This is a genomic window from Paraburkholderia sp. RL17-380-BIE-A, from assembly GCF_046028085.1.
In the GTDB taxonomy this organism is placed as follows: Bacteria; Pseudomonadota; Gammaproteobacteria; order Burkholderiales; family Burkholderiaceae; genus Paraburkholderia.
The window spans coordinates 176,272-199,009 of the sequence record NZ_JARESQ010000015.1; the positions used below are offsets into that span (position 1 = coordinate 176,272).

The 22,738-nt window shown below is 62.2% G+C and carries 19 protein-coding genes; 7 read left to right on the plus strand and 12 right to left on the minus strand.

Going from position 1 to position 22,738, the window contains the following annotated elements:
* Positions 1-100: 100 nt before the first annotated feature.
* The 3 genes from P0D68_RS24915 to P0D68_RS24925 all read right to left on the minus strand — a co-directional run bounded on the left by P0D68_RS24915 (position 101) and on the right by P0D68_RS24925 (position 2,353).
* The gene (locus P0D68_RS24915) at positions 101-1,159 is read right to left on the minus strand and encodes an ABC transporter substrate-binding protein (protein ID WP_408182155.1); all 1,059 of its coding nucleotides are present in this window, start codon (positions 1,157-1,159) and stop codon (positions 101-103) included.
* A gap of 327 nt (positions 1,160-1,486) precedes the next feature.
* A complete protein-coding gene (locus tag P0D68_RS24920) occupies positions 1,487-1,927 on the minus strand; it encodes a rhodanese-like domain-containing protein (RefSeq protein WP_091802666.1) in 441 nt (146 codons plus the stop codon).
* 120 nt (positions 1,928-2,047) lie between these two features.
* Complete coding sequence (locus P0D68_RS24925; protein ID WP_408300893.1) at positions 2,048-2,353, minus strand: hypothetical protein; 306 nt, start codon at positions 2,351-2,353, stop codon at positions 2,048-2,050.
* A 152-nt stretch (positions 2,354-2,505) separates the two neighbouring features.
* Between P0D68_RS24925 and P0D68_RS24930 the strand changes: the two genes are divergently transcribed.
* A complete protein-coding gene (locus tag P0D68_RS24930) occupies positions 2,506-3,807 on the plus strand; it encodes an NRAMP family divalent metal transporter (protein WP_408300922.1) in 1,302 nt (433 codons plus the stop codon).
* A 62-nt stretch (positions 3,808-3,869) separates the two neighbouring features.
* Here the strand turns inward: P0D68_RS24930 and P0D68_RS24935 are convergent, their stop codons facing one another.
* From P0D68_RS24935 to P0D68_RS24945, 3 genes are all read right to left on the minus strand, one after another.
* A complete protein-coding gene (locus P0D68_RS24935) occupies positions 3,870-4,307 on the minus strand; it encodes a response regulator (RefSeq protein ID WP_286162088.1) in 438 nt (145 codons plus the stop codon).
* 367 nt (positions 4,308-4,674) lie between these two features.
* Entirely contained in the window at positions 4,675-5,187 is a 513-nt protein-coding gene (locus P0D68_RS24940; RefSeq protein ID WP_408182163.1) for a phasin family protein, read from the minus strand.
* Positions 5,188-5,363: 176 nt separating this feature from the next.
* Positions 5,364-6,248: a manganese catalase family protein gene (locus P0D68_RS24945; protein ID WP_408300895.1), complete on the minus strand. Its 885-nt coding sequence runs from the start codon at positions 6,246-6,248 to the stop codon at positions 5,364-5,366.
* A 521-nt stretch (positions 6,249-6,769) separates the two neighbouring features.
* Between P0D68_RS24945 and P0D68_RS24950 the strand changes: the two genes are divergently transcribed.
* Together P0D68_RS24950 and P0D68_RS24955 are read left to right on the plus strand one after the other, a co-directional pair.
* Positions 6,770-8,839 carry a putative bifunctional diguanylate cyclase/phosphodiesterase gene (locus tag P0D68_RS24950; protein WP_408300897.1) on the plus strand — a complete coding sequence of 690 codons (2,070 nt, stop codon included), beginning with the start codon at positions 6,770-6,772 and terminating at the stop codon, positions 8,837-8,839.
* Positions 8,840-8,960: 121 nt separating this feature from the next.
* The gene (locus tag P0D68_RS24955; RefSeq protein WP_091802684.1) at positions 8,961-9,767 is read left to right on the plus strand and encodes a hypothetical protein; all 807 of its coding nucleotides are present in this window, start codon (positions 8,961-8,963) and stop codon (positions 9,765-9,767) included.
* A 109-nt stretch (positions 9,768-9,876) separates the two neighbouring features.
* Here P0D68_RS24955 and dapA read toward each other — a convergent pair whose 3' ends face one another.
* Positions 9,877-10,800, minus strand: a complete 924-nt coding sequence (dapA, locus tag P0D68_RS24960) for a 4-hydroxy-tetrahydrodipicolinate synthase (RefSeq protein WP_408300899.1) — start codon at positions 10,798-10,800, stop codon at positions 9,877-9,879.
* A 383-nt stretch (positions 10,801-11,183) separates the two neighbouring features.
* Between dapA and P0D68_RS24965 the strand changes: the two genes are divergently transcribed.
* Positions 11,184-12,476, plus strand: coding sequence for an aspartate carbamoyltransferase (locus tag P0D68_RS24965; RefSeq protein ID WP_091802691.1), 1,293 nt, complete (start codon positions 11,184-11,186; stop codon positions 12,474-12,476).
* A 46-nt stretch (positions 12,477-12,522) separates the two neighbouring features.
* Here P0D68_RS24965 and P0D68_RS24970 read toward each other — a convergent pair whose 3' ends face one another.
* Positions 12,523-13,374 (minus strand): alpha/beta hydrolase, encoded by an 852-nt coding sequence (locus tag P0D68_RS24970; RefSeq protein ID WP_408300902.1) that lies wholly within the window; start codon positions 13,372-13,374, stop codon positions 12,523-12,525.
* Between the two features lie 181 nt (positions 13,375-13,555).
* A complete protein-coding gene (locus P0D68_RS24975) occupies positions 13,556-14,437 on the minus strand; it encodes an aldo/keto reductase family oxidoreductase (protein ID WP_408300904.1) in 882 nt (293 codons plus the stop codon).
* A gap of 104 nt (positions 14,438-14,541) precedes the next feature.
* Between P0D68_RS24975 and P0D68_RS24980 the strand changes: the two genes are divergently transcribed.
* A complete protein-coding gene (locus P0D68_RS24980; protein ID WP_408182176.1) occupies positions 14,542-15,444 on the plus strand; it encodes a LysR family transcriptional regulator in 903 nt (300 codons plus the stop codon).
* A 149-nt stretch (positions 15,445-15,593) separates the two neighbouring features.
* Entirely contained in the window at positions 15,594-16,811 is a 1,218-nt protein-coding gene (locus P0D68_RS24985) for a sensor histidine kinase (protein WP_408182178.1), read from the plus strand.
* Positions 16,812-17,315: 504 nt separating this feature from the next.
* Here P0D68_RS24985 and P0D68_RS24990 read toward each other — a convergent pair.
* Both P0D68_RS24990 and dld read right to left on the minus strand, forming a co-directional pair.
* The gene (locus tag P0D68_RS24990) at positions 17,316-18,329 is read right to left on the minus strand and encodes a hypothetical protein (RefSeq protein ID WP_408300908.1); all 1,014 of its coding nucleotides are present in this window, start codon (positions 18,327-18,329) and stop codon (positions 17,316-17,318) included.
* A 261-nt stretch (positions 18,330-18,590) separates the two neighbouring features.
* Complete coding sequence (gene dld / locus P0D68_RS24995) at positions 18,591-20,330, minus strand: D-lactate dehydrogenase (RefSeq protein ID WP_408300910.1); 1,740 nt, start codon at positions 20,328-20,330, stop codon at positions 18,591-18,593.
* Between the two features lie 156 nt (positions 20,331-20,486).
* Between dld and P0D68_RS25000 the strand changes: the two genes are divergently transcribed.
* Positions 20,487-21,386, plus strand: coding sequence for a LysR family transcriptional regulator (locus tag P0D68_RS25000; RefSeq protein WP_408300912.1), 900 nt, complete (start codon positions 20,487-20,489; stop codon positions 21,384-21,386).
* A gap of 223 nt (positions 21,387-21,609) precedes the next feature.
* Here P0D68_RS25000 and P0D68_RS25005 read toward each other — a convergent pair whose 3' ends face one another.
* Complete coding sequence (locus tag P0D68_RS25005) at positions 21,610-22,194, minus strand: hypothetical protein (RefSeq protein WP_091802717.1); 585 nt, start codon at positions 22,192-22,194, stop codon at positions 21,610-21,612.
* Positions 22,195-22,738 lie beyond the last annotated feature (544 nt).

Below are 22,738 nucleotides of genomic sequence, written 5' to 3' on the forward strand. Positions count from 1 at the left end.
GAGACGCGCAAAAAAACGCTGGGATTGGCGCGCGGGTCTGGCGCGCGGGTTTGACATTCAACTGTCCAGCAACCCGCGCGTGCGCAACCAGGTCTGCCGCTTACTGCATGAACTTGAGCCAGCGCGCCTTCGCCTGAATGCCGGCGTCCGACGCCCACCATTCCTCCGACATCAACGCCTGCTTCGACGCATTCTCCGGTGAACTCGGCAACTCGCTCGCGCGCTTGGCGTCGATTTTGCCGGTCTTGAAGGCCGCGGGATTGCCCGGCCCGTAGTCGATATACAGAGGCAGGTTGGCCTGCAAGTCGGGCGACACGGCCGCGTTGAGAAACTTGATCGCATCGGGCAGGTTCGGCGCGTTCTTCAGCACACACAACTGCGTGTTCTGCAGAATGCCGTCGTTGTACGTGAAGTCGATGTCCGGATTGTCCTTGCGCACGGCGCTCGCGCGGCCGTTCCAGATCATCGTCATGTCGACTTCGCCGTCGTGCAGCAATTGCGCCGACTGACCACCCGAAGTCCACCAGACGGTCACGTCCGGCTTGATCTGCTGCAGCTTCCTGAACGCGCGATCCACGTCGAGCGGATAGAGCTTGTCGCGCGGCACGCCGTCCGCGAGCAGTGCGGCTTCGAGCACGGTCTGCGGGTCGTTGCGCAGCGCACGGGTGCCGGGGAACGCCTTCACGTTCCAGAAATCGGCCCAGCTTTGCGGCACCTTCTTCAATGTCTTCTTGTTATAGCCGATCACGGTCGAATAGAACTCGTACGCGACCGAGTACGGCGTGCGGTACTTCTCCGGCATGGCCGCCGCATTCGGAATCTTCGCGAAGTCGAGCTTCTCCAGCAGCCCTTCCTTGCCGCCGCGCAGACAGTTGGAAGTCGGCGTGTCCACCACGTCCCAGATCGGCTTGCCGGTGGCGGCCTGAGCCTTGATCTGTGGCCACGCGTCCGGAATGCTGTCCTGGTTCACGGTAATGTTCAGCAGCTTCGCAGCCGGGTCGAGGATGGCTTTGGTCTGGGCTTCCTGATAGGTCCCGCCTTGAGAGACAAAGGTAATCTTCCCGGCAGCGAAAGCAGGCGTCAGACACGCAGGCACGAGGCCCGCGACGCCAAGAATCAGAACAGCTGCAAGCGGGCGCAACGTTGGCTTCTTGATCACGACTATGTCCTCGAAACGGTTTAGCGAAAGATATCGTGGATGTAATGCGCGTTGAGCCAAATATAGTGAATCTATTTTTTGGCGACAATGCCGCAATTGTTGTGGGGTCCATGACATCACGTTATGGCAAACGTGCGGCGTTGTGTGCCGGGCGCGCGGCACTGCCCTGCCCGACCGAAGGGTCTGCATCGGCCGCCGCGCGCAGTATGAACATGCGCGGCGGCGCCCACGGCAGGGCTTGAAATAGCTGGTACATCGGGCGGCTGCAACTCGCCGGATTCAGCCAAACGCTTTGTGTTGCGTTTCGAGTCTATTGTTCACAAACAGTCAAGCCAACGCCTCATTCTCGATGGCAAGCTGGAAACCCTCGTCGAGCCAACCTGTCACGCCGCCGGTCATGACCTTGACCGGACGACCGAGGCGGGCGAGCCTGATTGCGGCGCGCGTGGCTCCGTTGCAGTGAGGACCCGCGCAATACGTGACGAAGAGTGTGTCGGGCGGATAATCGGCAAGCTTGGACTCGACGATCTTGCCATGCGGGAGGTTCACGGCGCGAGGCACATGGCCGCGGGCGAAAAGTGCGGGACCACGCACGTCAAGCAGGACAAAATCCATAGCGAGCCCATCACTGGCTTCAAGCCTGGTTTCAAGCGCCGCGTGTACGTCGGCGCAATCTGTTTCGAATGACAACAGCGAACTGAAGTGGGCGAGCGCCGCGGCGCTATCTGCTGCAGGAACGGCTGAGACCGGGGAGATGACCGGGGACATATAAGGCTCCTTGTGGGTGAATCGTTGACATGCATTCTCCCGGTCTCATGGGCGAGCAACCAGTGGCCTGATTGACATATTCCGGCAACATCACGCCACGGCTGCCCGCTACGGCAAGCGCTAACGTGCGCCGTTGTTGGCGGGCGCCGCGTAGGTCCTCTTATGAAGTTCGGGCCGGACGCTGAACATCGGTTCGTTGATCCAGGTCACAAAATCGTCGTGCCAGTGATCCCACTCGTAGTCGCTCAAGTCGAACTCGTCCTCGATAATTCCGGAATCGTCACTGGAGACGAATGCGTAGATAACCTTACTGCCATTCCAGAACGCGATAGCGTAGCCTGTCAGGTCGGCACTGGTGCCGTAAGGAATGTCGCGCAACATCGACGCCAGTTGCGTCTTGAACTGGTCGAGGGTCAAGGATTTCATCGCGCGCTCCGCTGTGTGGTTTCCAGTCCCGTCAGCAAGCTCCGCGCCCGGCGGCCGCTATGAGAGCCACGGTGTACCGGCTTGTAAGATTGATAGGGCAGACTCTCGCGGTTCCCGCGACATCGCGGGCACGGATACTCAAGGGCTCAATGATGGATATCAACATCGACCCGTCCGATAAGCCGGACCCCGAGGTTCAGTCGTGGCTCGAAAAGCTCGGACCCGGCCTCATCACCGGCGCGGCGGACGACGATCCCAGCGGAATCGCAACCTATTCGCAGGCCGGCGCGCAGTTCGGCTTCAACATGCTGTGGACCGTCATCTTCACGTACCCATTGATGGTTGCCATTCAGGTCGTCAGCGCCCGACTGGGACGCGTGAGTGGCCACGGACTCGCAACCAACATCCGGCGCCACTATCCGGCCTGGCTGCTCTATGGATCGGTTTTCCTGCTGCTGGTCGCCAATACGATCAATATCGCGGCGGATCTGACCGCAATGGGCGCCGCAGTGAACCTGGTGATCGGCGGCCCGACGCACATTTACACGCTTGCGCTCGGCCTGTTGTCAGTTCTGCTGCAGGTCTTCATTCCATACCGCAGTTACGTGCACGTGCTGAAATGGCTGACGCTTGCATTATTCGCCTACGTCGGCACGGTGTTCGTCGTCGATATTCCGTGGCACACGGTCATCGTGCGTACCGTCAGTCCACATCTGTCATGGAAAAGCGACTACGTCACCACCGTGGTCGCCGTGCTTGGCACCACCATCAGCCCCTATCTGTTCTTCTGGCAGGCGTCGCAGGAGGTCGAGGAGATGCGCGCCGCAACCGGGCAGCGGGCATTGAAGAACGCACCCGGACAAGGACCGGCCAGTTTGCGGCGGATCCGGATGGATACGTGGGTCGGAATGGGCTTTTCCAACCTGGTCGCTTTTTTCATCATCCTGACGACTGCCGCCACCCTCAACGCCCACGGCCTAACGGACATCCAGACCTCGTCGCAAGCGGCGCTCGCCTTGAAGCCGATTGCCGGAAAGTTTGCGTTCGGTCTGTTCAGTCTGGGCATCGTCGGCACTGGCCTGCTCGCCTTGCCCGTGCTGGCCGGTTCCGCCGCGTATGCAATGGCCGGCGCCTTCAACTGGCGAAACAGCCTCGCGCTGAAGCCGCAACTGGCGAAACGGTTTTACGGCATCGTCGTGCTGTCGACCCTTATTGGTCTCGCGATGGGATTCACGCGCATCGATCCCGTCAAGGCGCTTTACTGGAGTGCGGTGATCAATGGCGTCGTGTCCGTGCCCATCATGGCGCTCATGATGTTCATGGCGGTGAATCCGAAGATCATGGGCAGCTTCGTCATCTCCAGACGCCTGTCGGTCGCCGGTTGGGCCGCTACGGGAGCGATGGGAATTGCCGCGGTCGCCATGTTCTGGTTCATGCTCGCCCCCGCGAGTTAATACGCGGCGGGGCGGCGCTGCGATGTTTTTGCCAAGTGCGCCGAAGGGGGCGGCAGCGAAATTCAACTGCCGCTTCGCTGCGCCGACGCTGAACTATCCGATAGAGGGGATGGCGCCGACTCAGCGTTTCCCACTGGTTCATGCCGGAGCAACCTGAAAATCATGTTCTCGAGTTGCGGCAGTTCTGCAGGCTTCCGGCAAACGGCATCGAAACCGACCTCTTTCATTTCGCGGATGTAATCGGCGGTATCGAACGCGGTAAATGCCAGAAGGGGAATCTTTCCCGTCGCCTCGATTCTCCGAAGCGCGGCAGCGACACCAATGCCGGACAGGCCGGGCATGGCGACATCGAGAACAATGCAATCAGGGAGCCACGCCTTCGCTTCCCTCACGGCGTCCGAGCCGTGGTAGACGGTTCGCACGCTCATGCCGCCGGCCTGTAGATACGCGCTAAGCGCATCAGCCGACGGACGTGAATCATCCACGACGAGCACGCGCACGGGCACCGCGCTCGAAACGTACTCGCGCTGCCCTCCGGTCGAATGATCCGGGCAAGCGCGATTTTCAGAAATGGAATTCATGGGTTTTCTCTCGCTGCTGGCGCGTCGGTATTGCGCCGTTACCTAGTCGCAGCGCAACAGCCGTTCCCACTCTCCTGCGCCATTCATTCGCCCCCCTGCCGGCAACGGGCAGGCGTGGACGAAACAGTCGCGTGGCCAGCAATACTGGAGCGCGTGACGGCTGCCGGTTCTTTAGCGGATGCCGTGCGAGTGGCCGAACAGCGCCATCGCACGGCAACCACGACGCGCCAACATAGACGGAATGGAAAAAGACTCGTCCGTCAGACACGGCGCCGTCCAATGCTACTCAATGCAAGTCGCCTCGAACGTCGTCCGAAGAAACCACCCTGCCCGAGCTATCCACAATGCCTACCCGCTCAGCAGAGGCGACCGTGGATTGCGCCATGCCAGGCAGGTCCAGAATGCCGCCGCGCTCCTGAACGAAGGCGTTGCCACAAGCCATGTCGACCATTTCAGCGAGCGTATTCAAAGAACTACCGAAATGCGCCTGCATCGCGTTGAATAGTCCGATTCGCGTGTCGGCGGCAATCTCTTCCACATGCCGCCAATAGGCAAAGGTCTTCGTGACCGCAGCCGGAAATTGCTGCGACTGGAGATCGAAGACTTCACTGAGCGATTGAGCAGAAAGTGCCGCGTCCGCCAATGCCTGCTGCTCGGACAACGATGTCTTGACGGTCTGGATGTTGAGCTCGACAACTTTCTCGACCCCGGCAAGCACTTCGGTGTTGCAGTCGAAGGCAGCTTCGATTGCCGTGTCACGTTGACGCGAGGAGAACTGATCCGAGATTTGAGGGTACATAAAGACTCCGTTGTGGTTAGGCGCGGGTTGCGCCGCAAGGTGGCGTCGTCCGGACGCCCATCACGCCATGTGTGCTGCGCGGACGACTGAAACGAAACGCCGCGGCCCGCGTGGCGGGGCCGGCGACGGTGATTTCGACTACGAACGCTGTTACTTCGCTGCGACTTCGCCAGCTGTTACTTCGCTACGGCGGCATCCTGCCCGGCGCCGAGGTCAGCCCCGGTGACAGGGTCGGTTCCAGTCGCGGAAGCCGTTCGCGATGCCATCGCACTCAACACCTCGACCTCCTGCTCCGAAACCTGAACGCTCGCGAGACCATCGCCGCCGTCCACCGCCGGCTGCGGCTTCTCGACGAAGTCCCAACCGGGACCTTCATTCCACGGGCCGCGCGGCGCGTCGTCACCGTCGGACATGTTGTAATAAACGTTGGTAAATTCTGGAACGCCGGGCAATTTCCCCTGCGGGAAGTTGGGCTGGATAGAGTGCAAGGCTTTCTCAAACGATTTCTGATGCGCAATCTCGCGCGTCATGAGAAAGCCGAGCGCCTCCTTGATACCCGGGTCGTCGGTCACATTGATCAAGCGCTCGTAGACAATCTTTGCTCGGGCCTCCGCAGCGATATTCGACCGCAGATCCGCGGTCGGCTCGCCGATCGTATCGATGTAGGCAGCCGTCCACGGCACGCCCGCCGAATTGGTCAAGGCCGGGCCACCACCGTAGAGCAAAGCGGTAGTGTGCGAATCGTTGCCGCCTCCCGTGAGTGAACGGTAAAGCTCGGCCTCCTGCTCCACGCCTTCGGCAAGTTGACCCTTCGCGCCCTTGTTGAGCATCGCGACAATCGAGCCGACGATCTCCAGATGACTAAGTTCTTCCGTTGCGATGTCAAACAGCATGTCTCGCCTGCCGGGATCGTCCTCGCTAACCGCCTGCGTGAAATAGCGGCACGCCGCGGCCAGTTCACCTTGCGGGCCGCCGAACTGTTCAAGAAGCAGATTGGCCAGACCGGGATTGGGCATCGCTACACGGACGGTGTATTGAAGTCGCTTGTTGTGTACGAACATCGCATTTCTCCAGAAAAGATTGCGGGCGCCGCTGGAGTGCTTCACGCCAGAGGCGGAAGGACTGACGGAGCAGAGGGACATTCATTGAAAAACCGGGTTTGTCGGCGATGACGAACGCATATGCGGAATGCCCCACCGGGGGTCTCAGAGCAGCCGCTCTGGCGAAATTGGGTGCGCGCGCAGGAACGCGACGAGAAACACCTGCGACTTCCGACTCCGCATGCACCGTGCCTGGCGCATGAGCGTTTTGATCGGACCACGCCGCGCGCCGTTGCATCGGTGGCGGTCCTACCGGCGCGCAAACGCCATGCCGCTTATCACGACGCCTCCCGTCAGCCCCCCCTCGCGCCGTCGAGCGGCGGCAATTACCCGCTCACTAACCGACAGCTTCGCCCCGGCACGACCCGCGCACCGGCGAAGTGGCCGAAAGCCAGGGCTAACATGTTGAAAACGAATTAAATATTTGTCGCGAACGGTCGATAACATGTTCAGCCGCTTCCCTTTCGGCGGTTGGACTAGACATGCAGAGCTCATATAACCTTTGGCTGGTGGTCATTTCGTTCGCCGTAGCGACGCTCGCGTCCTATACGGCGCTCGATCTGACCGGCCGCATCTTCCTGCTGGCCTCGCCACGTGCGCGGCGCGCATGGCGCCTGGGCGGCGCCGCGGCACTCGGTGTCGGCATCTGGTCGATGCACTTCATCGCCATGCTCGCCTTTTCGCTGCCGATTCCGCTCGGCTACGACTTCGCGACCACCGCCGCTTCGCTCGGACTCGCGACCGGCGCTTCGTATCTGGCGCTGCACATCACGACCCATAAACAATTGACGGCAGGCCGGCTGCTGGCGGGCGGCGTGGTGATGGGATGCGGCATAGCCGGCATGCACTATGTCGGCATGGCGGCGATGCAGATGACGCCAGGCATCGTTTATCAACCGGCGTGGTTCGCCGGCTCGCTGGCCATCGCCGTCGGCGCGTCGAGCGCCGCGCTGTGGCTTGCGCGCGCGCTCAGCGACGACGACGCGCGCCACGTGGTGCGCAAGCGTCTCGCCGCGGCGCTGGTGATGGGCGTCGCGATCAGCGGCATGCATTACGCCGGCATGGCCGCCGCCGGGTTTCCGGCTGGTGCCGTGTGCGGCGCGGCCAAGGGTGTGAACACCACGTGGCTCGCGACCTCGGTGATCCTGTTCACCTTTGCCATTCTGACCGTCACGCTGATGCTGTCGCGTTTCGATGCGCGCACAACCTTTCTGGTCGGCTCGGTGTCGAGACTGAATGGCCAGATCGTGCAGCTCGCCACGCTCGACGCCCTGACCGGACTGCCGAACCGCAGCACGCTGACCGAGCGCATCGAACACGCGATCCAGCGCGCGCAGCGGCAGCGCTCCATGTGCGCGGTTCTCTTCATGGACCTCGACGGCTTCAAAACGATCAACGATTCGCTCGGCCACTCGGTCGGCGACCAGGTGCTGACCGCGTTCGCGCAGCGCCTGCTGCTGTGCGTACGCGCGAGCGACACGGTGGCGCGGCTCGGCGGCGACGAATTCGTGGTGCTGGCGGAAAACCTCGGCTCGCGCGAAGACGCCGGCGCGCTGGCCGATGGCGTGCTCGACCGGATGCGCATGGGCATGTGGACCGACTCCCAGCCGCTCCAGGTCATGCCGAGTATCGGCATCGCACTCTATCCGCACGACGGCGACAGCGTCGACACGCTGCTCAAACACGCGGACGCGGCCATGTACGAAGCCAAACGCGCGGGCCGCAGCACCTTTCGCTTCTTCGAGCGCAGCATGAACGAAGCGGCCATGCGCACGCTGCAGATTCAGAACGCGTTGCACGACGCGCTCGCCGCCGGCCATTTCTCGCTGCACTTCCAGCCGAAGTTCAACGGTAGCGGCGAGTCGCTCGCGGGCGCCGAAGCGCTGATCCGCCTGCATCATCCGCAACTCGGCGAAGTCACGCCGCTCGAGTTCATTCCGATCGCCGAGCGCTCAGGGCAGATCGTGCAGATCGGCTACTGGGTCGTGCGCGAAACGTGCCGGCAGATTCGCCACTGGATCGCGCAAGGTTTGCCGTCGATGAAAGTGGCGGTCAACCTGTCGCCACGCCAGATGCTGCAGCCGACCCTCGTCGCGAGCATGCTCGAGATCGTCCAGGCCGAAGGCGTGGAATGCAGTCAGATCATGTTCGAGATCACCGAAACCGTGGCCATGCAGGACGCACCCAAAACCATCGAGATGATCCGCCAGTTTCAGGCATGCGGCTTCGAGATCGCGATCGACGACTTCGGCACCGGCTATTCGAGCCTCGCTTATCTGCAGCGTTTTCGCGTCAAGCAACTGAAGATCGACCGCTTCTTTACCAACGGGCTCGACGCGCACGGACCGGAAGGCAGCGCGATCGTGTCGGCGATCATCGCGCTTGCGCACTCGCTGGAAATGGATGTGGTGGCCGAGGGTGTCGAAACCGAATCGCAACTCGACATGCTGAGGACGATGATGTGCGATGAGATGCAGGGCTTCCTGCTCGGCAAGCCGCTCAACGCCAACGACTTCGGCAATCTGCTGCGGGAAAGAATGATCGCTGCGTGAACATGGCGATCTGCTGAAGCATGCAGTGCGGCGTGGCCGATAGCGGCTGCGCGAGCGGCGGCAGCGGCGGATCGCGATGAAGAATAAACAATAACAGGCAGCTCAGGGTGTCGGAGAGTTCATGAAATTTGATGTGGCAACGCTTACTTCGTTGTGGTTGATCACGTTTTTATGCGGTGCCCTCGTTACGACCGCGCTGTCGCATATGTTCGCGCGCGTCGTCGCGTTCCGCTTCTGGGCGGTTGGTTTCTATCTGCTCGCCGCGTCTTCGGCCTGCTTCGCGTTGCATTTCACATGGCATTACGACGCGCTCTTGATCGCCACCGCGACGCTCGCGCTGCAAAGCCGCATGCTGATCTGGGCGGGCGCGCGCGAGCTGTTCGGCATGAAGGCGCCGTGGCGTGCCGGACTTGCCGGCACGGCCGTGTTCTGCGCGCTCTACGGATGCGCTCTGCTCTTCAAGGTTCCGATGGTGTTGCGCGCCGGCCTGCTCGTGCTGTTTTTCCTGCCTGTTCGCGCGGCCACGCTGTATGAAGTGTGCCGGCGGCGCCGTCCGCACCTCGGGCCTGCTCGCCTGATCGCGATGATCGGCGGCACGATCGTCACACTCAACGCAGCCGCGCCGCTTGTTCTCGTGCTGCTCGATCGCACCAACGTGTCGCTGCTGCTCGGCAATCCGCAATACACGTCCGCGCTTTACGCGGTCGTGTTCGCGGGCGACCTGCTGCTGGCGAGCGGACTGATGGTGCTGGCGTTCAAACTGCAGATGGTCGAAATGAACATGCTCGCCACGCTCGAGCGTGGCGCCATGGAACACCTTGCCACCACCCAGGCAACGCGCGCGGATCGCCATACCCGGCACGCGCCCGACGATGGGTTCGGCCGGGACACGCCCGCGCAGCGCCAATCGCTGCCGGGACCGGTCTGATATTCCGGCCGTTCAGCCGGTCGCGCGCTCGTCGAGTGCGCTGCCGGCCAGCGAAGCAAGACGCCGCGCCATGACCCGCACGCGGGCTCATTCGCCATGAGCGCTTCGCTCAAACCGACGCCGCGGCTTCCCGCGATTCGATCCGCTCCCGTTCAGCCAACGCTTCGAGCCGCTCGCGCAGCGCACTGCTGGCACGCGTCATCGGCATGCGCAGTTCGTCGCGTATCAGTCCTTGCGCGGCGAGCATTGCCTTGACGGGCGCGGGGTTCGGTTCGGCGAACAGCGCCTGGATCAGCGGCGCGAGCGCATGGAAAATGCGCCGGCCTTCGTCGAGCCGCCCTGCCGCCAGCGCGCGATATAGCGCGACAAAGCGCTCGGGCCGCAGATGCGCGGACGCCGCAATCGCCCCGCTGCCCCCAAGACACAAGTTGCTCAAAATATTGATGTCCTCACCCGCGAGCACCCGCAGGCGGCCGTCGCGAATCAGCGCGAGCGTGGTGTCGAGCGAACCGGCGCAATCCTTTATCGCCTGAATCCGCGGATGGGCGGCAAGCGTGAGCAGCGTGTCGAGTTCGAGCCGCACGCCGGTTCGATACGGAATGTCGTACAGCACCACCGGCTTCTCGCTCGCATCCGCAAGCGCTGTGAAGTGATCGACAATTCCGGCTTGCGAAGGCCGGATGTAGTACGGGGCGGCCATCAGCACACCGGCAATCGGCAGCGGATTCAGCTGCTCGATGCGCTCGCGCATGCTCGCCGTGTGATTGCCCGACACGCCGACCACCACCGGCAGCGCCCGCGCGTCTTGCGCATGGCAAGCGGCGGCCTGCGCTTCGTCGAGAATCGTCGCCAGCACGGCGTCCTGCTCGGCGGCGTCGAGCGCGGCCGGTTCGCCGGTCGTGCCGAGCGCGACCAGCCCGGCAATGCCCGCGCCGGTGTAGCGGCGCACCAGCGCGCGCAAGGCGGCGTGATCGACGGCGCCGTCGGCGAACGGCGTGATGAGCGGAACCCAGATACCCGAAAAAATAGACATGTCCTTACCTCGATGACGACCGTATCGATTCCGTGCAGCGTGCGAGGGAGGAAAGACAGGAAGTGCCCAAGGGGCGTTGACCGGCTGTTCCGTCGCATCTGACGGAACAGCGTGCTCCGGTCAGATGAGCGGCTGTTGTTTGGCTTTGGCGCTGACGTTCGAATCACACGCGCGTGCGACTACGGCGCTCGCAAAAGCGAGGCGTGCGAAGGTCGACAGGCGGAGTCTGAATGTTGGGCCGGAATGCATGAGACGCAGTGTAACCGCGAGCGGCGCGGCTTGGCAAAGCCCATCTCGAAATGACTTGACTTCTGGCGCAGGGAAATTAATATACGCAACGCGTACATCGCACCCACTACTCCCTTCTTCCGACAGGTGCCTCAATGAGCGTCCCGCAGCAAGCCTTCCTACGCGACGCGATGCGTCGCCTGAATATGACGCGCGACACGTTCGCGAGTCGCATCGGGGTGTCGCGCCGGGCGCTCGATACCTGGCTCCTGCCGGACGATTCGCAGGAATCGCGGGCCATGCCGGAAATCGTCGAGCGTTTCGTGTCGGAAATCGTCGTGCACGGTGAGCCGGGAGAAAAATATACGCAAAGCGTAGATTCGCAGTCGCTCGCGAGCCAGATGCTATTCGAGGGCAAGCCGCAGTTGCTCTCCGTGGATCAATTCTCGCGCGACTCAGTGGAAGCGCTGTTCCGCGTGGCCGACATCATGCAGCCCATCGCCCGCCGCCGCAAAATCTCCCGTGTGCTGGAAGGCGCGGTGCTCGGCAATCTGTTCTTCGAGGCCAGCACACGGACCCGTGTGAGTTTCGGCTCGGCGTTCTGCCGGCTGGGCGGCTCGGTCTGCGACACCACCGGCTTCACCTTTTCGTCGATGGCCAAGGGCGAGTCGATCTACGACACCAGCCGCGTGATGAGCGGCTATGTGGACGCGCTGGTGATCCGCCACCCGGAGCAAGGCTCGGTGGCCGAATTCGCGCGCGCCACGAATGTGCCGGTAATTAACGGCGGCGACGGTCCGGGCGAACACCCGAGCCAGGCGCTGCTCGATCTGTACACCATTCAGCGTGAGTTCTCGCGCCTCGGCAAGATTGTCGACGGCGCCCATATCGCGCTGGTCGGCGACCTGAAATACGGGCGCACCGTGCACTCGCTGGTCAAGCTGCTGGCGCTGTATCGCGGCATCAAGTTCACGCTGATTTCGCCGCCCATGCTCGAAATGCCGAGCTACATCATCGAGCAGATTTCGCGCAACGACCACGTGATCGAGCAGACCCACGACCTGACCGCCGGCCTGCGTGGCGCCGACGTGGTGTACGCCACGCGCATCCAGAAAGAGCGCTTCACCGACGAATCGTTCGAAGGCTACACGCCGGATTTCCAGATCAATCAGGCTCTCGTGGATAGCGTGTGCGGCGCCGACACGCTGATCATGCACCCGCTGCCGCGCGACAGCCGGCCTGGCGCGAACGATCTGAGCGTGGACCTGAATCACGACTCGCGGCTGGCGATCTTCCGGCAAACCGACAACGGCATTCCGGTGCGGATGGCGATTTTCGCGGTGCTGCTGGGCGTCGAGAAACTGGTCCAGCATTCCATGCGCGATGCGGCATGGCGCCCGCCGGCCTATCTCGGACCGGACGACGCGGTATTTCACGGCATCGACTGACGGATTGGCGGGCGGCTTGAAACCGCCCCAAAGCACTGCACAGGACTCAAGCCGCGGCGCTCGTCGCGCTGCTCCCATTGCGCTTGAACGCCCCGGCGAAGAACAGCACCTGATACTGCACCGCATTGGCCCAATACTTCCAGGTGTGGCCGCCGGGCCGCTCCGCGTAATCGTGGGGCACGCCGAGTTCGACCAGCCGCTCGTGCAGCGTGCGGTTCGACTGCACCAGCGAGTCGTTCACCCCGCAATCGATCGTGAGAGCGATATGTGCGTTGCCGAAGCTACGCGCATTTTCCACGATCGCCTCGTTGTTCCAGAAGTCGGCATGCCGCGTGGGATCGCCGAAAACGCGGTTGATGCCCGGCTCATCCTCGCAGCCGCGCGGATCCACCGCGCCGCTGATACTGCCCGCGGCGCCAAATTCGTCCGGACGGTCCAGCGCGATATGCAATGCGCCGAATCCACCCATGCTCAAGCCGGTAATGGCGCGCGCCGCGCGCGTCGCGATCGTGCGGAAATGCGCGTCGACGTAAGTCACGACCTCCGTACCCACATAGGTTTCGTATCGGCTGCGCGGATCGACCGGGCTGTCGATATACCAGCTTTCGTGACCGCCGTCGGGCATGACTAGTATCACGTGATAGCGGTCCGCCAACTTGCCTATCTGCGAATTCGAGGTCCAGTCGGTATAGTCGCCACCCGAACCGTGCAACAGATAGACGACGGGAAAGCGGTCAGCCCCCTTGCCGCGCGCATATTGGTCAGGCAGCACGACGGTCGCTTCGAGCGACTTATGCATCGCAACGCTAGGAATGGCGACGACCCGGGCCTGGAATGCCCAGGCGGGCGTCGTTAAAAGCAGCATCAGAATGAGCCAGAACGCACGAGCTTTGTTCATGGTTTGTCGCTCTTCCCTATCTAGGTGTCCGAAGAACACTGTCCGGTATCCGGCGGCAAAACTCTTCGGGAACTCTAGCAACGGCGACTTACAACCAAATTTCAGCGAAGCATACGATCCCGTCAGCTTGGGTCGGCTCCGGGCGCCGCGCGATCCTTGAGGGAGCCGGCGAGAGCCTTTATCACGCCTCGCCGTTAGCGCCGCCTATCGCATCCAGCCGGGCGCACACGTCGTCGGTCAATTTCAACTGCGCCGCCTGCAGATTTTCGCGCAGATGCCCCAATGTCGACGTGCCGGGGATCAGCAGAATGTTCGGTGACCGATGCAACAGCCAGGCGAGCGCCACCTGCATCGGCGTCGCGTCGAGTGTTCGCGCAATGTCGGAAAGCGCGGTCGACTGAATCGGCGTGAAGCCGCCAAGCGGAAAGAATGGCACATAAGCAATGCCCTTCTCCGCGAGGTCGTCGATCAGCGTGTCGTCTTCCCGGTGAACGAGGTTGTAGTGATTCTGCACGCAGACGATTTCGGCAATCCTCTGCGCCTCTGTTATCTGCGTGGCGGTCACGTTGCTCAAGCCGATGTGGCGCACGAGCCCGCGCCGTTGAAGTTCGGCAAGAGCGGTCACCTGTTTTTCGAGCGAACCTTCAGCGGGTGCATGCACGTTGCCCATCATCCGCATATTGACGACCTCGATCACGTCGAGCCCGAGATTGCGCAGATTGTCGTGCACGCCACGCTCGATATCTTCCGGTTCGAGTGCCGGCAACCACGCGCCATCGCTGCCACGCACGGCGCCGACTTTGGTGACGATCACGAGGTCGTCGGAGTAAGGATGCAGCGCTTCGCGAATCAACTGGTTGGTGACGTGCGGCCCATAGAAGTCGCTCGTATCGATGTGATTGACGCCCGCCGCCACGGCCTCGCGCAGCACGGCAAGCGCCGCGTGGCGATCTTTCGGCGGCCCGAATACGCCAGGTCCGGCCAGTTGCATGGCACCGTAGCCCATGCGGCGCACAGGACGGCCGGCCAGTGGGAACGTGTCCGTAAGGATGGGATTCGACATGCTGCTCTCCTGGGTGAGTGGTTGAGCAGGAGTATGGTCGTGGTTGCGTTGTTTAATAAAGCCATCTAACGTGTACAGGTTGTTTAATAAAGTGAACAATCGACATGGAACTGAACGATCTGGCGGCATTCGTCTCGGTTGCCCGCGCAGGCGGCTTTCGGGACGCCGCGCGCATCAGCAACGTTTCGGCGTCGAGTTTGAGCATCGCCGTGCGGCGTCTCGAAGCAAAGCTCGGTCTGCGCCTGCTCAACCGCACCACGCGCAGTGTGGCCCCGACTGAAGCCGGGTTGCGCCTTATCGAGAAGCTGACGCCGCTGTTCAGCGAGATGGAAGCGGCGCTGGACGTGCTGAACGTATTCAGGGACAAGCCGGCCGGCACACTCAAACTGAACGTGCCGTCGAGCGCCGCGCGGATCGTCTTGCCGACCCTCATCGCGGCGTTCCTGAAGGCGTATCCCGACATCCGCGTCGAGGTCGTGGTCGAAGATGGCTTCGTCGACGTGCTCTCTATCGGCTGCGACGCCGGCATTCGCTACGACGAGCGACTCGAACAGGACATGATCGCGATTCCCATCGGGCCGCGCGTGCAACGCTTCGCCACGGCGGCCGCGCCTGGCTATCTCGACCAGCACGGCCGCCCCGACCATCCGGGCGAACTGCTTTCGCATGCGTGCCTGCGCGGCCAGTTCGCAGGGGGCGCAATGCCGATCTGGTATTTCGAGCGCGACGGCGAAGTGTTGCAGTTGAATCCATCGGGACCGCTGCTGGTGCGGCCCGGCGCGGCGATCGACCTGGCCATCAGCGCGGCTGTCGCCGGCGTGGGTGTCATTCATTTGTTCGAAGACATGCTGCGCCCGCATCTGGACAGCGGAGCGTTGGAGCCGATTCTGGAGCCTTGGTGGCAGCGTTTTTCAGGCCCGTTTCTCTACTATCCGGGGCGTCGCCATTTGCCGGCACCGTTACGCGCGTTCGTCGACTTTTTGAAAGCGCTCGATCCACCTGCCTGACGCGGGTCCATAGCGAGCCATGCCTGCTACATTGACCGTGGCGGAAGCCGCCGGAGCCAGCGTCGCTGCAATGCTCTCCCAGCCGCGCTGGAGATGCTCCACAATGCGCGATTGCGGCGATAATGTTGCGAACTGATCCGAACCCCACCATGACCGATACACGCGTTAGCCCCCTGCGCAAATTTGCCGACTTCATTCGCTCGGAGCGCACCCGGTTCACCCAGCAGTGGATGAACGCCGTATTCGGCGACGTCGATCTCATCGAAGCGGACAAGCTCACTTACCAGCAGCTGGCGGATCATCTGCCGGAAATTCTCGAAGGCCTGTGCGCGGCGCTCGATATCGAAGATCTCGAACGGGTCGAACCGGCCATCGAGCGCGATGCGAGAAAACACGGCAAGGTGCGCTGGCGCCAGGGCTACCGTATCGAAGAACTGGTCCGCGAGCTCGATCTCTTTCATCAGGTGCTCGCCGACGCGCTCGAAGAATTCGCCGTTCTCGACGACACCTTCACGCGCCGCCATGAAAGCCGGGCACGCCGCCTGATTGCCGAAACGCTCAGCATGGTCACGCTCACGTCGATTAAAGAGGTGGTGAGCGAACGGGACCGCAAGATCGACGAATACACCGGCCGGCTCGAACGCGCCAATCACGAACTCACACTGAAACAGCGTCTGGTGAGCGACCTGTACGAGTCGCGCATGCAGATCACGCGCAGCGTGGTCCACGATCTGCGCAACTTTCTGAACGCCTTTTCCATCGCCTTGCAGTTGATCGCGCGCGCGCCCGCGAAAGCCGATACCGCGTTGACGCTGGCGAACCGCCAGGCTGCCGATATGAAGCAGCTCGTCGATCAGATCGTCGAGTATTCCGTAGTGCTTGGCGACGGCGCCCCGCTCGTGCTCGAACAGGTCGATCCGCGCGAGCTCTACGATGAACTCGTCACGTCTTCACGTCCTTCGATCGAAGCCAAAGGACTCACGTTGCGTGCCGCTTATGACCCGGCATTGACCGCGGTCACGTCCAATCGTCTCAAGCTCAAACAGATTGCGGTCAATCTGCTCTCCAACGCCATCAAGTACACGAAGTCCGGTGAAATCGAACTCAACTTCGCGCTGGCCGGCGAGTCGCACTGGTCGATTCGCGTCTCCGACACGGGCGTGGGTATTGCGCCTTCGGACGCGGACCGCGTGTTCGACGAATTCGAGCGCGCCGCAGGCGAAGATATTCCCGGCACGGGCCTGGGTCTCGCGATCGTGAAGGAGTTGTGCCGGGTGTTGAATGGACACATCGATTTTGTGTCGCGCGAAGGTGTAGGGACCACGTTTGAAATTCGCTTCCCGCTGGTGATCGCGGAACCGCAATAAGGCTTCAGGAGACAGGTAATTGGCGAGGCTGACTGCGAATCAGCCCCACGTTCTTGCGGCAGGAAGCAGGTAGTGCGAGCTTACTTGCGCAGGCATGACGCGACCGATGGCATCAGCCGGCGTGCGCTGGGTGTCGATCTCACCGTTACTCCACTGGCCCACTGTTGGCCGCCGACACACATCCGCTCATCGCGCCGCCCTTGTCGCTCAACCCGCGCACGACCACTTCGGATGATTTGCCATCACGTCTCGCCAGCTCCGCAAGGTCGAGCAGCGCCGCGTACCGGGTCGAGCAATCCCGCGACGAACCACTCGCCCTTCGCGTATCCGCTGCTGTCCCGAAGCGGCTCATTGCAATCACCAATCCTGTCGCAACGACGATCGCTGCGAGCGCACCTGGTTTGTAGAATCGCCGGGGCCGTGATTCATCGAAAGGGAGCACGCGCACTGTGCTTTCACCCTGCTCAACCGTCCCGCGTGGTTTGACTCGCATGGCTGCTCCCATCAAGACCAGTGCGCCGGCACCCACACACGCCCGACCCAATGCCCCGGCACCCAAACCACCGGACGCGGCGCCGGCGCGACATACACGACCCGCGGAGCGACATACACGGACGGCGGAGGCGGCGGCGCGTAGACAACCGGCGGCGCAACCACCACCGGCTTCGGTGCCACGACCACCGGAGCGGGCGCCACGACCACCGGAGGCGGCGCCACATAGGCCACCGGCTGCGTGACCACCACCGGCTTCGGCGCCACGACGACCGTCGTGCCACCTGTCGCAACAACACCTGTGCTTGCCACAACCGTCCCGCTCGACGTCACCGTGTTGCCGTGCGTGCCCGTCACGCTCGACGAGGTTGTCACAACACCTGGTGCAACACGTGTGGCCGAACCGGAGTGATCGACGCTACCGCCATCCCAACCGGTCACCGTGCCCGAACGCGAGCATGTCGAGCCAGCGCAATTCGTCGATGCCGAATGGTTGACCGTATTGCCGTTCGAGCCGGTCACCGATCCGGACGACGAATACTGCCCCGGGCCGTTCCTCGTGACATCGCCGGAGGTGGTCGCGGTTTTGCCGTCAGGACCCGTGAGGGAGCCGGTATGCGAGCACGTTCCACCGGCGCAGTTGGTGTCGCCCGAGTGTTGGACCGAGTTGCCATAGCGGCCCGTCGCGGTGCCCGAATTCGAGAACTGGCCGGGTGCGGTGCGCGTGACCGTGCCGGTGTTGGTGGCGAGGCCACCGTAGGGGCCGGCAACGCCGCCTGCATGCGAACAACTGGCGCCGCCGCACGAGCCGTAACGCGCGCCGTTATAGGTGCCGTGCGAGGTGTACGCCGTGCCATGTTGCGACCAGGCGAACGCCGATGCACTGCCGAGCGCGAGCACGGCCGCGGCGGCGGAGAAAATGAGCTTGCGCAGCGCGTTGCGTGCGCATGAACGGGCCTGCTCCGAGGCGGAAACAGAGGCAACGGCGGAGACGGTGGCCGGGGCAACGAACGAACGATTCTTCACGATATGTCCTTCCTGGATTCGGGCCACTCCGGTCACTGCGGCGTGGCAACGAACGGACTATAGAAGGACGCATCGACATAATCGACAAGGAAGATATGTCGCGCTGTTTCACCACGAGGAAGCCCCGTGGGACAAGGGTTTGCGGCCTCTTTCCCGGCTGCGCGACATATTCCGACATAGATTGTTACAGGGCAATCGGTGACTCGCCGCCGCTTCACGCGAACCACGTCCGCGCTCATCATGTCGCCCGGTCGCGGCGCTTCAACCCGCCGCTTCGCGGTACTTCGCGAACTTCGAAGTCTGTCCGATTCCCGGGTTGAAGCAGTTGCAAGGATCGAGCTGCTGATAAAACGCGGCGAGTTGCGGCTTCGCGTGATACAGATGGCCGACGTTATGTTCCGCCGGATATTCCGCGCCGCGGCGATCGAGCAGCGTCCACATCTTGTGTTCGACTTCGAGGCAATCGTTGCCCTTCCTGACGATGTAATCCTGGTGAAACACGTGGCACAGGAAGTGGCCGTAGTACAGCTTGATGGAGATCGTCTGCTCGATCTCCGGCGGCAGCGTTTCGATCCAGTCGCGATCATTGCGGCGCAGCGCCACGTCGAGCGCGACGATGTCCTCCACCTCGCGCGCATGCACGGCGCGATAGCGGACCGCGGCGCCGGCGGCGGCAAAGCGCTGCAGGAACGCTTTTCTGCCCTCTTCGTCGGTGCATTCGAAATAGCCGCCCGTCGCGTTCTCAAAGTAGCCCGAAAGAAACGCACGCGTTTCGGCAACACTGTCGGCCGCGACCTTCAGCATCAGGTGATGCTCGTACTTGTCACGATACTGCTTCATGCGCGGCGGCAGATGGCTCGGGAACAGGCGGCTCGCGGCCTGCATGACGCGGTCGGTAAAATGCGCAGGAAGAAAACCGAGGCGATCGAACAGCGCGTCGCACCGGCTTTTCAAGCCGAACAACGCCGGCAGCCGCGACGTGCCGAGATAATTGATCGCGAGGAACATATCCTTGCCGTATTCCTCGGCAATGTCGAAGGCGTCGCGATGCAGATACTCACCCGAGATCGGCAGATGCTTGAAGTCGTGCAGCGCGTGCCGACGAATGTCGGTGAGTTCGTCCGGCAAATTCGTGCCGATATAGAACACCTTGGCGTTCTGCTCGATCGGAAACGTGTCGAGCCGCACGCCGAACACCATCAGCTTGCCGGCCGAGCCCGACGCTTCATGGAGGCGCTGCGGATCGGCGTTGAAGCGCGCCGGTGTATCGGCATCGATCTCGCGCACGTGAGTCGCGTAACCGTGGTCCGATCCGGCGCCCGCGTCGTGCCGGACGTCGGCATCCGAAAACTCACCGCGTTCGAGCCGGCCGAGAATCTCGTCGGGCGTCTTGCCGAGTTCGATTCCCAGATGATTGACGAGGCTCAGTCTGCCCGTCGCATCGACCCGCGCAAATGCCGCCATTTCCGTATAGGCCGGGCCGCGCTGCACCAGCGCACCACCGGAGTTGTTGCAGACCCCGCCGAATACCGACGCGCCGATACAGCTCGAGCCGATCACGGAATGTGGCTCGCGGCCGAGCGGTTTCAGCACTTTCTCCAGTTGATCGAGCGTTGCCCCCGGAAGGCAGACGACCTGCTTGCCGTCGTCGATGACATACACCTTCTTCATGCGGGTCGTGCTGACGATCACAATGTCGCGATCGTAGTCGTTGCCGTCAGGCGTCGAGCCGCCCGTGAGGCCCGTATTCGAAGCCTGCGTAATGACGATCACGTTCGCCGCGATGCATGCCTGCAGCACCTTCCATTGTTCGACGACGGTGCCTGGGCGCACCACCGCCAGCGCCTTGCCTGCGCCGAACCGAAAACCCGTGCGGTAGCGTCGGGTCGCGCTGTCATCCGTCAGGGTGTGCTTCTTGCCGACGATGTTGCGCAGATCCGCAACGAGGCCTTGGGCCGCGCCGGCCGGCAGGTTTGCTAGTGCTGCGCGCGCTGCTGACATCGAACTTCTCCTCGGGAAAGGGTAACTGTGACGCGCGTCGCTTCCGGCCAGTGGCTTCGGGTGCGGCCTTTAAGCGCATCGGATTGACGCCAAGGTTAGAATCAGCGCAGTCATTAGTCCAATATCTCGAAGCCACATTTTGGAGACGAAAAAGATATGGAATTTCGTCAGTTGCGCTATTTCCTCGCCGTTGCCGAGCATCTGCATTTCACGGACGCCGCCACGCACCTCGGCATTGCCCAACCGCCTTTGAGCCAGCAGATCCTGAAGCTCGAACGGGAAATCGGCACGCCGTTGTTCATTCGTCATCCGCGCCGTGTCGAGTTGACCGAGGCCGGGCGGCTGTTTCGCGAGCGTGCTCAGCGAATCGTCGAAGACGCGCGCGAGGCTTTCGTCGAAGTGCAGAATGCGGGACGCGGGGAGACGGGTCGGCTGTCGCTCGGGTTCGCGGGCTCGACGGTGTTCCACCCCACTGTCGCGCTGACGATGCAACGCTATCGGCACGCCTATGAGCGCGTGTCGATCAGTTGCGAGGAGAGCAACAGCTCGCTGCTGCTCGACAAGGTTGCCGAGCGGCAACTCGATGCCGCGCTCGTGCGTATGCCGCTGAACTGCCGCGATCTGATCGTGGAACCGCTGGTGGACGAAGACATGCTGGTTGTGCTGCCGGCGAGCCATCGTTTGAACCGGCGGCGGCGCGTCAATCTGGCAGACCTTGCGCACGATCCGTTTATCTTCTTTCCGCGGCCGATCGGTCCTGACCTGTACGACTCGATTATTAGCGCCTGCCACGAAGCAGGCTTTGCGCCCATCATCAGCATGGAGTCGCCGCAGATCTCGTCGGCGGCGAACCTCGTGGCAGCAGGATTCGGGGTCGCGGTGGTTCCCGCATCGATCCGGCAGATCCAGGTCGAAGGGGTGTCTTACCATGAACTGCAAGGCAAGCCGCTTTCAACGGGTATCGCGTTGATTCATCGGCAACGCGAGAAGTCGCCGACCGTGCTGAATTTCGTGAGGACTTTGCGGCAGCAGCGGGCTGCCTCGCGCGCGGCATGAGGCCACCTCGCCACTGACAAACAGATGCCTTTGCCATGCAGGGTGTGAGGTGTAATGGAGGCGGCCGCCTGCAGACAGGCATGCGGGCTCCGAAGAGCCCACATGTACCGCCTGGCATGGCGGTGTCGTCATGCCAGGCGGCTTGACGTCACGGCGGTGATTGCGTTGACCGCCGTGACTGCGGCGATTACTGCGGCAACTACTGCAGCGATTACTGTGGCGATTACTGCGCCGAATCTTGCGGCGACACCTGAACGGCGGCTGCCGAGACAAAGACAGCGTGAATCGTATCGCCCACCTTAACGTCCTTCAGATCCACGTCGGGACCGACCTGGAGCGTTTGCGTCTGATATGCGCCGCGCAGCGTGACCAGACGCTTCTTGCGATCGATCTTCTGCACGGTGGCAAGCACCTCGACCTGGCGCGCCGATTCGAAACCGCCCGAGGCCGGGGCGTACACCTGCGTGTCGACACGCGCGCGAACACCCTTGTCTTTGCCGGTGACCTTCTCGGCCTTCACGAGCAGCGCGTTCTTGTAGAGCACGTCGACCCGGTCACCTATTTTCAACTGGTCGAAACCCGCCACCTGCTGGCTCACCAGTACGACCACCGCGTTACCGCCCGGCCCCTTGAGCGTGAGCGTGCGGGTGCCCGGATCGATACCGACGATCTGTGCCTTCACGTGCACCGGCTCCACGGCGCTGACAACGCCCTGCGCCGCATTGGCCATGGCATCTTGCGCCCATGCCGGCTGAGCTGCGGCGAACGCCGCGACCATCAACGCTGCGCCAATTGTCGCTGCCTTCATATACGTGCTCCTTGGAAAAATGGTTTGATGCAGCGTAACGGCGATCTGAAACTTGGGAATGCCGATATTTAACGCCGCGAGTACCTGTACGTCTTCAGGATGATAGTTTTAAGAGGTACGACTCGGACGATTTTACATGGCTTACTGCACGCCGTGATTGATCGAATTGTGATTTTCGAATCAATGCGAAATCGATGTAAATCGCCGCGACGTGGCGTCGCAGCGGCACTTTGAATATTGACAATGCTGTGACATTTCGAGGCTATTCATATTGAGCGGCGTGTCTCAAATGCAAACAGCATTAAACACATACTGCAATACCCGCGAATGGGCAATCAATGTCCCGAGATATTCGGACTTAATCCCAACCTTCCATAGTCCGAATTAGATTCACAGTCGAAATATGCCCGATCTACGCATGGCAAAAAAACAGCCTCGTCGCGTGAGCGAAGAGGCTGTTTCCTTTTTACTTGAACCCGAGCTTGGACCAACGCGCGCGCTGGCCCCTAATCGATCACATGGCGCGATCACACCGTGCGATCAC

What these genes read in the sequence shown, in the direction of transcription:
- P0D68_RS24920 (WP_091802666.1), bottom strand. Translation starts at nt 1,927, where the DNA reads ATGTCCCCGGTCATCTCCCCGGTCTCAGCCGTTCCTGCAGCAGATAGC.
- P0D68_RS24925 (WP_408300893.1), bottom strand. Translation starts at nt 2,353, where the DNA reads ATGAAATCCTTGACCCTCGACCAGTTCAAGACGCAACTGGCGTCGATG.
- P0D68_RS24930 (WP_408300922.1), top strand. Translation starts at nt 2,506, where the DNA reads ATGGATATCAACATCGACCCGTCCGATAAGCCGGACCCCGAGGTTCAG.
- P0D68_RS24940 (WP_408182163.1), bottom strand. Translation starts at nt 5,187, where the DNA reads ATGTACCCTCAAATCTCGGATCAGTTCTCCTCGCGTCAACGTGACACG.
- P0D68_RS24945 (WP_408300895.1), bottom strand. Translation starts at nt 6,248, where the DNA reads ATGTTCGTACACAACAAGCGACTTCAATACACCGTCCGTGTAGCGATG.
- P0D68_RS24950 (WP_408300897.1), top strand. Translation starts at nt 6,770, where the DNA reads ATGCAGAGCTCATATAACCTTTGGCTGGTGGTCATTTCGTTCGCCGTA.
- P0D68_RS24955 (WP_091802684.1), top strand. Translation starts at nt 8,961, where the DNA reads ATGAAATTTGATGTGGCAACGCTTACTTCGTTGTGGTTGATCACGTTT.
- dapA (WP_408300899.1), bottom strand. Translation starts at nt 10,800, where the DNA reads ATGTCTATTTTTTCGGGTATCTGGGTTCCGCTCATCACGCCGTTCGCC.
- P0D68_RS24965 (WP_091802691.1), top strand. Translation starts at nt 11,184, where the DNA reads ATGAGCGTCCCGCAGCAAGCCTTCCTACGCGACGCGATGCGTCGCCTG.
- P0D68_RS24970 (WP_408300902.1), bottom strand. Translation starts at nt 13,374, where the DNA reads ATGAACAAAGCTCGTGCGTTCTGGCTCATTCTGATGCTGCTTTTAACG.
- P0D68_RS24975 (WP_408300904.1), bottom strand. Translation starts at nt 14,437, where the DNA reads ATGTCGAATCCCATCCTTACGGACACGTTCCCACTGGCCGGCCGTCCT.
- P0D68_RS24980 (WP_408182176.1), top strand. Translation starts at nt 14,542, where the DNA reads ATGGAACTGAACGATCTGGCGGCATTCGTCTCGGTTGCCCGCGCAGGC.
- P0D68_RS24985 (WP_408182178.1), top strand. Translation starts at nt 15,594, where the DNA reads ATGACCGATACACGCGTTAGCCCCCTGCGCAAATTTGCCGACTTCATT.
- dld (WP_408300910.1), bottom strand. Translation starts at nt 20,330, where the DNA reads ATGTCAGCAGCGCGCGCAGCACTAGCAAACCTGCCGGCCGGCGCGGCC.
- P0D68_RS25000 (WP_408300912.1), top strand. Translation starts at nt 20,487, where the DNA reads ATGGAATTTCGTCAGTTGCGCTATTTCCTCGCCGTTGCCGAGCATCTG.
- P0D68_RS25005 (WP_091802717.1), bottom strand. Translation starts at nt 22,194, where the DNA reads ATGAAGGCAGCGACAATTGGCGCAGCGTTGATGGTCGCGGCGTTCGCC.